Origin of the sequence: Ochrobactrum sp. EDr1-4 (assembly GCF_049199085.1) — a bacterium.
Lineage (GTDB): Bacteria > Pseudomonadota > Alphaproteobacteria > Rhizobiales > Rhizobiaceae > Brucella.
Genome location: NZ_JBLZOF010000020.1, coordinates 1 through 12,060, shown reverse-complemented (window position 1 = coordinate 12,060; position 12,060 = coordinate 1). Strand labels below are relative to the sequence as shown.

The window sequence follows — 12,060 nt, the reverse complement described above, 5'->3', positions numbered from 1 at the left end:
CCAGCGCGCTATTTTGCGGCGTTCATCCAGATCAATATGCGAATAGGTGCGGTCCATGACAGGTTCCTTGCATTCGATAACTCATTGTTATCATTTGCAAGTCGCACTTCAAACTAGAACCCACCCCCGTTATAAATTTCGGTCGCATAAGATAGATTATGGAACTGTTTTGCTGTTATGATGTTGTGGTGGTGCGCAATTTTTGGTTAAGACGACGCAGATAATTTACATCGTATCGAGCCGAAGCAATTCCTCAAGCACAATCTATGCTCCCGAATCGTATGATGTAACGCAGCAAGGTGTGCTTGATAACTCCTAAACTCCCGAAATACTCGGATTTTCTATGTATGATCTGCTCAAGTGCACGGGCAATTTCGCGTGAAGCGTACCCACCCCAAGAAATTGGCTTTGACGACAACCATTTAATTAGCCTAACTATATCAGGGGCTTACTATCTTTCCTTGCAAGCTTGAATCTTATCCATAAGATATGACTCATTTCGAAAATTACCAAGGAGGGGTACTTAGTGTTTCGTAAAACTTTACTGACAGGTGTGTGTCTTGTGGCGCTAATGGGAGCAGCGTCAGCAGAAGTTGTTCTCAACCGGGGCAATGATACCGATCCCGCGACGCTTGACCATCATCGTACATCGACGGTGTCAGAGGGAAACGTTCTTCGTGATCTCTACGATGGCCTGACAATTCAGAACGCTGATGGCGAAGCAGTACCAGGTGTTGCGAAGTCTTGGGATATTTCCGACGATGGTCTGACTTACACATTCCATCTGCGTGACGATGCGAAATGGTCAAATGGCGATCCTGTCACAGCGGACGATTTCAGTTTCGCTTTCCACCGCTTGATGGACCCTAAAACGGCTGCTGGCTATGCGAGCATGTTGTTTGTTATTCAGAATGCTGAAGATGTTGCCGCTGGCAAAAAGCCGGTCGATGAGCTGGGTGTTGAAGCTGTCGATGATCATACGCTAAAAGTGACGCTGAACTCCCCTGCTCCATATTTCCTAGAGCTCTTGACCCATCAGACCGGATTCCCGCTGCATAAAAAGAGCGTTGAGGAAAATGGCGATAAGTTCACGACGCCCGGTAAGCTCGTAACAAACGGTGCTTACGAACTCGTCAGTTTCACGCCGAATGACAAGATCGTCATGAAGAAGAATCCAAATTATTATGAAGCGGATCAGGTGAAGATCGACACCATCAACTGGATTCCTTTTGAAGATCGTGCGAGCTGTATGCGCCGTTTTGAGGCCAAAGAAGTTCAGGTCTGCTCGGACGTTCCAGCCGAACAGATGGATTATGTAAAGAAGAACCTTGCCAACGAATTCCGTATGGCACCTTATCTTGGCGTTTATTATTTGCCAGTCAAAGGCAAGACTGCTGACAGCAAGCTAAAAGACCCGCGCGTTCGCCAAGCAATTTCGATGGCCATTGATCGGGACTTCATTGCCGATCAGGTTTGGCAGGGCACGATGCTTCCGGGGTATTCACTGGTTCCTCCTGGCATCAACCATTACGTGAAAGATGCACCTAAGCTCGACTATTCCGACGACATGCTGGATCGGGAAGACAAAGCCAAGGAGCTTTTGAAAGAAGCGGGTGTTGAACCGAATACGCTTTCGATTGAGTTGCTTTACAACACATCTGAAAACAATAAGAACACGATGGCAGCTATCGCTGACCAACTCGGCAACATCGGTGTCAAAGCGTCATTGAACGAAACCGAAGGCGCGACGTATTTTAACTTCCTGCGCGAAGATGGTCCGTTTGATATTGCACGTGCGGGTTGGATCGGCGACTACAACGATCCACAGAACTTCCTTTATATTGCGCAGAGCGATGTCAGCTTTAATTATTCCAAGGTAAAGAACCCGGAATATGATGCGAAGATGGCTGAAGCTGCAAAGATCCTTGATCTTGATGCGCGTGCAAAGGTTCTTGCCGAAGCGGAGCAGCTCAAGCTTGATGATATGAGCAATATTCCAATTCTCTATTATTCCTCCCGCGCCCTTGTTTCCGAAAAGGTCGATGGCTGGAACGACAATCTTATGGACAGCCACAAAACCCGCTGGCTATCTCTCAAACAATAATTTTCGGCTTGGGCTGCGCCTCTGGGCGCAGCCCTAACTTTTCCGGTTGTTTCTGTGTTTTTTAAAAGCCTGAAAAGCAGGTCTGAATTGGGCACTGCTGTTTTAAAGAAGTGTTCTGTTCAAGAAGCGAACCGGGAAGCTCTGCTTTTTGCGGGGTAGTTTATTTTTAAATTATATAGGAGTTTTCAATGGTGCGTAGATTTTTGTTATCAAGCCTTTGCCTAACTATGCTTTGCTCGACCTCATCCGCTGCGATTGTTCTCAATCGTGGCAATGACATTGACCCTTCGACGCTGGATCAGCAGCTTACTACAACTATCCAAGAAGATCGTGTCCTGAAAGACCTGTATGAAGGACTGGTCGCGCAGGATAGTAAAGGCCAACCCATTCCCGGTGCCGCCACATCATGGGAAATATCGCCAGATGGTTTGGTCTATACATTTCATATGCGTGAAAATGCGAAATGGTCGAATGGAGATCCAGTAACAGCCGGTGACTTTGAGTTCTCTTTTAAACGTCTGATGAATCCGGAAACCGCCGCAGGTTATGCCAGTATTCTTTTTGCAATCAAAAACGCGGAACAGATAGCGACGAGTAAGATGCCTGTCGATGAGCTGGGCGTAAAGGCGCTTGATGATCAGACGCTGCGCATTACGCTTAGCAGACCTACTCCGTATTTCATCGAACTGCTCACGCATAACACAGCTTATCCGGTCAACCCGAAGGCGGTCAAAGAGTTTGGATCAAAGTTTACACAGCCCGGACATATGATCAGCAATGGTGCCTACCAGCTTGTAAGCTTCAACCCCAACGACAAGATCGTCATGAAAAAGAATCCCTATTACTGGGATGCTGGAAATGTTCAGATTGATCAGGTGAACTGGATACCGTTTCAGGAACGTTCGAGCTGTATGCGTCGCTTCGAGGCTAAAGAGATTGATATCTGTACTGAAGTTGCTGCTGGACAGATGGATTATGTGAAGGAAAAGCTGGGAAAAGAATTCCGTCAAGCGCCTCAGCTCGGCATTTATTACATAGACATCAGAGGCGAGCCGGACAGCAAGCTGCGCGATTCACGCGTTCGTCAGGCCATTTCAATGACGATTGACCGCGATTTTCTAGCACAGGAAGTATGGCGCGGAACCATGTTGCCAGCCAGTTCCATGGTTCCACCCGGTATTCATAATTACGTTGCAGAGCCACCGAAGTTTAGTTTTGCCGGTCAGGATGTCCTCGACCGCGAAGACAAAGCCAAAGAGCTTCTGAAAGAAGCGGGTGTTGCGCCTGGTAGTCTTTCAATCGTTCTGAGATATGGCACATCTGAAAATCACAAGAACACGATGGCGGCCATTTCCGATATGCTTAAAGACATTGGCATAAAAGCCTCGCTTGATGAGGTCGATGGCACAACTTATTTCAACTATCTCGAGCAGAAAGGCATGTTTGATATCGCCCGTGACGGTTGGATTGGTGATTATAACGATCCAAACTCGTTCCTGTCTTTGTATACGACCGACAGTTATTTCAATTATGCGCAATGGTCACAAAAGAATTACGATGCGCTGATGGCAAAGTCACAAATCACCACAGATCTGGGTGAGAGAGCTAAATTACTTGCTGAAGCAGAGAAAAATCTGCTGCAAGACGGCGCAGTCGTTCCCCTGCTCTACTATTCTTCGACGGCACTCGTTGCCGATAAGGTCAAAGGCTACGACGATAATCTTATGAACTCTCACGCCACGCGCTGGCTATCGATAAAAGGCTAAAACAATACAATATACATAACGGGATTTGCTGGACCACATAAGCGTGGTTCAGCAATGGAGGATGATAGAAATGCTGGGCTACACGCTCCGACGATTGGGTAGTGCAATACCCACGATCTTTATAATAGTCACTTTGACATTCTTTCTTATACGGCTGGCTCCCGGTGGTCCTTTCGATCTTGAGCGTCCTATTGATCCGCTCATTCTAGAAAACCTTAAAAAGGCCTATAATATGGATGCGCCGCTCTGGCAGCAGTATCTTATTTACTTGGGCAATCTTGTGCAGGGTGATCTCGGCCCCAGCTTTACGCGCCGTGACTTTACCGTCAACGATCTGTTTGCATCGGGTTTGCCAGTATCCATCATGCTCGGTTCCCTTGGTCTGGCACTAGCCACTGTTCTTGGTACCATTTTGGGTACAATGGCGGCACTCAGACAGAATTCATCTGTTGATTATTTCGTTGTAGCAGTGGCTACATTCGGCATTACCACTCCAAATTTCGTCGTTGCTCCCCTACTCAGCCTCTTGTTTGGCGTAATCCTCGGTTGGGTTCCGGCTGGCGGCTGGTCGTCGGCCAACGTGCTTTACTGGATATTGCCAGTTTTGACTTTGGCTTTACCTCAAGTTGGCGTTATCGCGCGTTTGGTGCGCGGTGCAACCATTGAAGCTTTGCGTGCAAATCACGTTCGTACCGCTCGCGCTTACGGCTTGCCAGCACGCGTCGTTGTCGGCGTACATGCTTTGCGCGCGGCAATGCTACCAGCTGTTTCTTATCTCGGACCGACTGCTGCGGGCTTGCTCACCGGCTCGGTTGTGGTTGAAACGATCTTCGGCATTCCCGGTATTGGCCGTTATTTCGTGCAGGGTGCTTTGAGCCGCGACTATACCCTTGTCATGGGTACGGTCGTCGTCATCTCGATCTTTGTCGTGGTGTTTAACCTGATCGTCGATCTTCTTTATGCATGGCTTGATCCGAGGGTTCGCTATGACTGATTTTACCGCAGCAGTAGAAACTGAAAAGCTCGGTTCCGTCCAAAGCCGCTCGCTCTGGCAGGATGCATGGCTTCGCCTTCGCAAGAACAAGGCCGCTGTCACAAGCGCAATTGTGCTTGTTGTTTTGGCATTGGCTGGCATTTTTGGGCCAATGGTTAGCCCACACCCATACGACAAGATCTATCCGCAATTTGTGCGTGTTGCACCGAGCCTTGAAGCCTATCCACGTGCGGATACGATTATGCCCGGTCTTGATCGCGAATTGGCGCGTGCAAGGCTTCAATCAACCGCAGAACCGGAACTGAACGGAAATAGCATTGTTGTTGATTTTACGGCCCAACGACCGACTGATGAGCGCGTGTTGCGCTACTTCCAGCGTTCAGACCTGTTTAGCAATCCACAGATCGAACTTGCAGCCGATGGGCTTTCCGGCAAGCTGACATTAAATGTTGCACGTAATTATTTCGTTCTTGGCACCGATAATCTTGGTCGTGATCTGCTGACACGCATTTTTATCGGTGTTCGCATTTCGCTGTCAATTGGTCTTCTGGCTTCCGCAATGGCACTGATGCTTGGTGTCGGCTATGGGGCAATTTCTGGCTATCTTGGCGGTCGCGTTGATAATGTGATGATGCGTCTGGTGGATATCCTCTATTCCTTGCCCTTCATCTTCTTCGTCATATTAATGCTCGTCTTCTTCGGGAGGTCGATATTCATCATTTTCATTGCCATTGGTGCAACGGAATGGCTGGATATGGCGCGTATTGTGCGTGGCCAGACATTGAGCCTTAAAAGGCAAGAATTTGTACAGGCAGCCGAAGCATTGGGCGCAACACGACGTGGCATCATCACGCGTCATATTATTCCGAATGCACTGGGGCCAGTGATCGTCTTCGTCACACTTCTTGTGCCAAAGGCTATTCTGCTTGAAAGTCTATTGTCCTTTTTGGGCCTCGGCGTGCAAGATCCCCTCACCTCGCTTGGTCTTCTTATCTCGGAAGGTGCGCAGAACATGCGCGGCGCAAGCTGGCTCCTGATCTGGCCTGCCGCAACCCTCACTATCATTCTGTTTGCGCTGAACTTCCTTGGTGACGGCTTGCGCGACAGCCTTGACCCGAAGGATCGCTGAGATGACAAAAGAAAACATTCTAAGCGTTCGCGATCTGCGTGTAACTTTCGATACACATGATGGTCCCGTTGAAGCGGTACGCGGCATCAATCTCGATGTAAAAGCCGGAGAAACCATCGCGATTGTTGGTGAATCCGGTTCTGGCAAAAGCCAGACCACCATGGCGATGATGGGATTGCTCGCACAAAACGGTAAAGCGACAGGTCAGGCGCTGTATCGCGGCCAAGACTTGATCGGCATGTCTGATAAGGCGCTCAACAAAATCCGTGGTGCAAAGATCACTATGATCTTTCAGGAGCCAATGACATCGCTTGATCCGCTTTATCGGATTGGTGATCAGTTGGCAGAACCCTTGCGTTATCACGGCGGCATGAGCAAGAAACAGGCGCGACCACGTATTCTGGAATTGCTGAAGCTAGTCGGTATTCCTGAACCGGAACGCCGCATCGATAGCTACCCTTATGAGCTATCGGGAGGTCAGCGCCAGCGCGTCATGATCGCCATGGCACTTGCTAATCAGCCCGATATTCTGATTGCGGATGAGCCGACAACAGCGCTCGACGTCACCATTCAAGCGCAGATTCTCGATCTGTTGGCTGATCTGCAGCAGCGGCTAGGTATGGCAGTCGTTTTCATCACCCACGATCTTGGTATCGTCCGCCGCTTTGCTGACCGGGTCTATGTGATGCGCTCGGGTGAAGTTGTGGAAACCAATCAAACGGAAGAGCTTTTCACAGCGCCTACACATCCTTACACGAAAATGCTGCTTGATGCAGAACCGGAGGGTGAAAAGGCATCGCCTTCAGCTGAATCACCTGTATTGATCCGTGCTGATAATGTGAAGGTCAACTTCCTTATCAACAAGCCGTGGATTGGTGCTCCGACCTATATGACAGCGGTTAACGATGTTTCGCTGACATTGAAGGAAGGTCAGACGATTGGGATTGTTGGTGAATCAGGATCAGGCAAATCCACACTTGGACGAGCTATCCTGCGGCTGCTCCCTTCCGAGGGCCGTGTTGCCTATCTCGGTAAAGAGCTGCCGACAGACCCACAAGCCATGCGACCTAAACGCCGCGAGTTGCAGCTCGTGTTTCAGGACCCTTTCGGTTCCCTCAGCCCACGTATGACTGTGGGCCGGATCATAACCGAAGGTCTGCTTATCCATGAGCCGAACCTTTCGGCAAAGGAACGGGATCGTCGCGCACAGGAAGCGCTGCGTGAAGTCGGCATGGATCCGGCAATGCGCAATCGTTACCCGCACGAGTTTTCCGGTGGCCAGCGCCAGCGTATCGCCATCGCACGCACGATGATCCTGAAACCAAAGGTGATCGTGCTTGATGAGCCGACCAGTGCTCTGGATCGCTCTGTGCAAAAGCAGATCGTTACGCTCTTGCGTGATCTGCAGAAGGAACACGGGCTTTCCTATCTCTTTATCAGTCACGACATGGCGGTGGTACGCGCCGTGTCCGACTATGTTATTGTTATGAAGAACGGAAAGATCGTCGAACAGGGCGACACAGAACAGGTTTTCGATAATCCCCGCGAGGATTATACGAAGGCCCTCATGGCCGCAGCTCTGAGCGAAGAGCGGTTTGGTACAAACGACTAAATTAAACAAAAACGGGGCTTTGTCCCCGTTTTCTTATAAAGTGATAGAGATCTAAAATACCAAAGACCGATGGGCAGAAACGCCCGCGGAAACACCATCCGCAACGGACCATGCAACACTATGTGCGCCCCTTGATATGTCGCCAGCGGCATATATACCCTGTATGCGTGTCGCTTTCATCTCATCCGTTTTGATGGCTTTTCCAAGCGGCATGTCTTCTAATGTGCAGCCGAATTGCCCAGCTAGCGGGCTGTTTAGGCGGTTGGATGGTCCAATGAATAATGCGTCAGCTTGCAACAGGCGACCGTCAGCAAGTTCGATCTCGGAGATGGATGTTCCCTCGCCTCTTATGCCTGCGACTGGTTTTGCTTCAATAATGACGCCACGCTTTTCGAGTTCTGCCAACGTTGCAGCATCAGGCTCTTCACCGCCATTCAGATAGAATGTGGTCGGTCCCCATTCGGAGATAAGCATGGCTTGATGAGACGACATTGGAGAAAGGTTCAACACGCCGAGTTTTTTGTCGCTGTACTCGTAGCCATGGCAATAAGGGCAATGAATAACCGATTTGCCCCAGCGTTCAGCCAACCCCGATAAATCTGGCAAAACGTCAGAAATGCCGAAGGCAAATATCAGTCTGCGCCCACTGACGACTTCGCCTGTATCCAAAACGATCGAGAAGTCATCAATCTGTCCGGTCCCGTTGATGGCCTTACCCTCTGTTACTCTTACAGCCGGATAGGCTTTAACCTGCTCTTTTGCCGTTTCGAGCATCGCTGCCGGGCTGCTTCCGTCCTGAGCGAAGAAACCATGTGAATGTTCGGCAAAGCGGTTGCGTGGCTTGCCTGCATCGATCACGCGAACCGAGCGTCTGCCGCGCGCCACATAGGTCGCCGCCGAAAGTCCGGCAAAGCTGCCACCGATAATAATCACGTCATGATGCGTCATGGGCTGTCTCCAAGTCGAAAGTTGCGCCGCGTTCTATCGCGCGCTGATGAAAATCCGCGCTCAACATGGCGAGTGTCACTTCGCCAAAGCGTTTCAATAAAAGCTCTTCTGCATCGCTGAACGCCTTGTTGAGCGATGCGTTGACGGCCTGCTCGACGAGGCAACCCGGCATTTCTGTGCGATTGCTCATTGCAAGCAGCGACGGTTTGCCGATGGCGTTGTAAATGTCATGCAGCGTGACTTTGCTCAGATCGCAAGCGATCTCCCATCCGCCGCCATGGCCTTTTTCGGAGCGCACATAGCCCTGCTCTCGCAGACCACTCATGACGCGACGCACGACAACGGGATTGGTGCCCATCGCTTTTGCGAGGACTTCGGAGGTCACAGGCTTTTTATACTCAGCCATGTGAAGGAGGACGTGGAGGACGCCCGAAAGTTTGCTATTTTTTTTCATGTAACTTTACATGTTACGAGTCTTCAACTCTGTCAAGAGAGGCGATAATATGAAAGCAGTTTTCGGGACGTTCTTGTGCGGCTTCGTGTTAGAGTGATCTTATGATTGATCTGTTTTCCCAGCTCGAAACTCGAGAAATTCTTGCCGAAGGCGCCGTTCTTTTGCGGGGACTTGCGCTCGCAAACGAAGACGAGATTCTCAACGCCATTCAATACGTTGAGAATGATGCACCTTTTCGGAATATGACGACGCCGGGCGGATTTCGCATGTCAGTCGCTATGACCAATTGCGGGTCTTTTGGCTGGGTGACGGACCGAAAGGGCTATCGTTACAGCGCCGTTGATCCTGAAACGGAAAAGCCATGGCCTTCAATGCCCAAGGCATTTCGCGATCTAGCAGAGAGTGCTGCGGACGAAGCCGGTTATCCTGATTTCTTACCGGATGCCTGTCTCATCAATCGGTATGAACCCGGCGCCAAAATGTCTTTGCATCAGGATAAGGACGAGAAGGACTTCAAAAATCCGATTGTTTCTGTGTCGCTTGGACTGCCCGCGACATTTCAATTCGGCGGATTGCAGCGCAGTGATCCGGTGCGCAAATTCGTGCTGCACCACGGCGATGTGGTCGTTTGGGGTGGACCGTCCCGACTCTTCTATCATGGCATTCTGCCATTGAAGGATGGAGAGTATCCGCAACTTGGTCGAAATCGCTATAATCTTACCTTTAGGAAATGTAATTAATTTTTATAAAAAACTAATAAAAACAATAATATGTATATAATACCTAATATATTAAACTAATATAGTGGATCCCCGGACCTCAGTTGTGAGGTCCGGGTTGTTGTTTATCACGTTAGTGCTTTATCACGCGTTTCAACATTGATGAAAAACGCAATCACGCCTGCCAACGCCAGAAGCCCCGCAAACATTGCAACAGCTATAATGAAACTTTGGCTGATAACAAGAGCGAGCGCTGACGGTGCCAACAATCCACCGAGACGTGCCATTGCACCCGCAGCGCCCATTCCGCTTGCGCGCAACGCAGTTGGGAACAATTCAGGTGTGAGAGCATAAAGTGCGCCCCATGTGCCAAGCAAAGCAAAGCTCATGATGAGGATCGAAGCACCAACGAGAACCGAGTTTCCCGCCACCGTAAACAATACACACGAAGCCGCACTGATGAACAGGAAGGTGATGAGTGTCTTACGACGCCCCCATGCTTCCACGCCATAAGCTGCGAGCGCATATCCCGGCAACTGTGCCAAAGCGACGATAACCAAGAAACCATATCCCCGCACGAAACCAAAGCCATCGCCGGCCAGCTTCGCTGGTATCCATGTGAAGATGCCGTAATAGGACACCGACACAAGGAACCAGATCGCAAGTGTTGTCAGCGTGCGCTGACGCAGGTTTGGCGACAGCAGCTTTTCGTTGGTCACAAGAAGTGGTGCTTCAAGTGTCGCCTTTGGAGGCAGCTCCGGCTTGCCATTCTTGCGCAGGACGCGGTTCATAACCGCTTTTGCTTCTTTTTCCTGCCCGGATTTAAGCAGGTGCATCGGCGATTCAGGAACCCAGAAACGTAACCAGATACCAATCAAAGCTGGAGCAGCGGTAACCACGAAGATATAGCGCCACGCATCAGCAACGCCGGCAAGGCTTGCAGCCCATGCAGCCAGAGCAATAATGACCGTCCCCACGGCCCAAAAGCCCTCTAGCATCACGAGCCAACGTCCGCGATTTTTGGAAGGGAGAAATTCGGCCATCATTGCATAGTCGACCGGCAATGTGCCACCGACGGCAATACCTGTGAGAAAGCGAAGGCCGAGCAGAATTGCGAAATTAGGCGAGAAAGCCGAAAGCAAACCGAAAACCGCGTCACAACTCACCGTGATGAGCAACACGCGACGGCGGCCATATTTGTCTGCCAGTCTGCCGAAAGCTGCGGCACCAATCAGCATACCTAAAAAGAAGAGTGTTCCCGTCTGTAAGGCTTGCGGGACAGTGAGGCCAAACGTCAGGGCGATCGATGCCGCGGTGAAGCCCACAGCTAAAACCTGCATAGCATCCGCGGCCCAGACCAAGCCAAATACGCCGAGAAGATTGCGCTGGAAAGGGCCGGTTCCAGCCTGATCCAACGTTTGTTCGATAGTAATTTTCATGCCGCGTAGATCCCCTTGTTCGGCCGAAACTTCTTAACGTCGCATTTGCTGCGCCTCTAATAGGCAGGTGTCAACACAGGAAAACCAAACCGGCCAATACTTTTGCTTAAATTGAGCATAAGTAGCTATCGTTGTGGTTTTTTCGTCACGCCTGGGAGTGGTTTCTTCTCAGTCGAAAAGCGTTTATGACCTCTAGTGTTGAACAAAGAGGCATCGATATGAGTCTAACGGCGCGGGATTTTGGTATTGTTTGCGGCACGATGCCAACAGGTGAGCAAAATGCGATCACCGATGTTCCAGGCGTACTCGTTGGGCACCACACTTTATGCGACGGCGGTATAAATACTGGCGTCACGGCGATCCTGCCGCATTCAGGCAATCTTTATCGCCAGAAAGTTCTTGGCGCGGCCGATGTTATTAATGGCTTTGGCAAAAGCCTTGGCCTAATGCAGGTTGAGGAATTGGGGAATGTCGAAACCCCTATCCTGCTCACCAATACTTTTGGCGTCGGTACCTGCGCTAATGCGCTTATTCGCGAGGCGATTAAGGCCAATCCGGATATTGGCCGCACGACTGCGACTGTCAATCCTGTCGTGCTTGAATGCAATGATGGACCGTTCAACGACATTCAGGCGATGGCTATTACTGAAGAGCATGCACGTCTCGCTTTGCAAAACGCCAGCAGCAGCTTTGCGCAGGGCAATTTCGGGGCCGGAACTGGAATGACATGTTTTGGTTTCAAAGGTGGTATCGGCAGTTCTTCTCGTCGCTTTAGATCCCATGAGGAGTGAACAGCGGCCGTCGCTCTGGCAGAGTGAGGTTGCATCAAAACACTCGCTCAGGAGGAGCAATTTATGGAACCCGCATCCATTCATCCGACCGCTGTCCGTACTGA

At 50.3% G+C, this 12,060-nt stretch carries 9 protein-coding genes and 1 pseudogene; 7 read left to right on the top strand and 3 right to left on the bottom strand.

Annotation, left to right across the window (positions count from 1 at the left end; translation table 11 throughout):
• The first annotated feature begins 526 nt into the window (after positions 1 to 526).
• From ACOZHT_RS24240 to ACOZHT_RS24220, 5 genes are all read left to right on the top strand, one after another.
• Entirely contained in the window at positions 527 to 2,104 is a 1,578-nt protein-coding gene (locus tag ACOZHT_RS24240; RefSeq protein ID WP_421567094.1) for a peptide ABC transporter substrate-binding protein, read from the top strand.
• 188 nt (positions 2,105 to 2,292) lie between these two features.
• Positions 2,293 to 3,870: a peptide ABC transporter substrate-binding protein gene (locus ACOZHT_RS24235; protein ID WP_421567092.1), complete on the top strand. Its 1,578-nt coding sequence runs from the start codon at positions 2,293 to 2,295 to the stop codon at positions 3,868 to 3,870.
• A 70-nt stretch (positions 3,871 to 3,940) separates the two neighbouring features.
• Positions 3,941 to 4,864, top strand: a complete 924-nt coding sequence (locus ACOZHT_RS24230; protein ID WP_310011904.1) for an ABC transporter permease subunit — start codon at positions 3,941 to 3,943, stop codon at positions 4,862 to 4,864.
• Positions 4,857 to 5,993: an ABC transporter permease gene (locus ACOZHT_RS24225; RefSeq protein ID WP_339515090.1), complete on the top strand. Its 1,137-nt coding sequence runs from the start codon at positions 4,857 to 4,859 to the stop codon at positions 5,991 to 5,993. Before ACOZHT_RS24230 ends, ACOZHT_RS24225 begins: the two co-directional genes overlap by 8 nt.
• A gap of 1 nt (position 5,994) precedes the next feature.
• Positions 5,995 to 7,605 (top strand): ABC transporter ATP-binding protein, encoded by a 1,611-nt coding sequence (locus tag ACOZHT_RS24220; protein WP_421567089.1) that lies wholly within the window; start codon positions 5,995 to 5,997, stop codon positions 7,603 to 7,605.
• 51 nt (positions 7,606 to 7,656) lie between these two features.
• On the opposite strand, the gene ACOZHT_RS24215 is transcribed toward ACOZHT_RS24220, so the two are convergent.
• Entirely contained in the window at positions 7,657 to 8,553 is an 897-nt protein-coding gene (locus tag ACOZHT_RS24215; RefSeq protein WP_421567087.1) for an NAD(P)/FAD-dependent oxidoreductase, read from the bottom strand.
• Positions 8,540 to 9,007 (bottom strand): Rrf2 family transcriptional regulator, encoded by a 468-nt coding sequence (locus tag ACOZHT_RS24210; protein ID WP_421567085.1) that lies wholly within the window; start codon positions 9,005 to 9,007, stop codon positions 8,540 to 8,542. Before ACOZHT_RS24210 ends, ACOZHT_RS24215 begins: the two co-directional genes overlap by 14 nt.
• Before the next feature lie 101 nt (positions 9,008 to 9,108).
• Between ACOZHT_RS24210 and alkB the strand changes: the two genes are divergently transcribed.
• Positions 9,109 to 9,747 (top strand): DNA oxidative demethylase AlkB, encoded by a 639-nt coding sequence (gene alkB / locus ACOZHT_RS24205; RefSeq protein WP_421567083.1) that lies wholly within the window; start codon positions 9,109 to 9,111, stop codon positions 9,745 to 9,747.
• Positions 9,748 to 9,854: 107 nt separating this feature from the next.
• Here the strand turns inward: alkB and ACOZHT_RS24200 are convergent, their stop codons facing one another.
• The gene (locus tag ACOZHT_RS24200) at positions 9,855 to 11,165 is read right to left on the bottom strand and encodes an MFS transporter (protein ID WP_339515080.1); all 1,311 of its coding nucleotides are present in this window, start codon (positions 11,163 to 11,165) and stop codon (positions 9,855 to 9,857) included.
• Between the two features lie 218 nt (positions 11,166 to 11,383).
• On the opposite strand from ACOZHT_RS24200, the pseudogene ACOZHT_RS24195 reads away from it, so the two are divergent.
• A pseudogene (locus ACOZHT_RS24195) lies at positions 11,384 to 11,938 on the top strand (P1 family peptidase); the annotation flags it as partial.
• Positions 11,939 to 12,060: the final 122 nt, after the last annotated feature.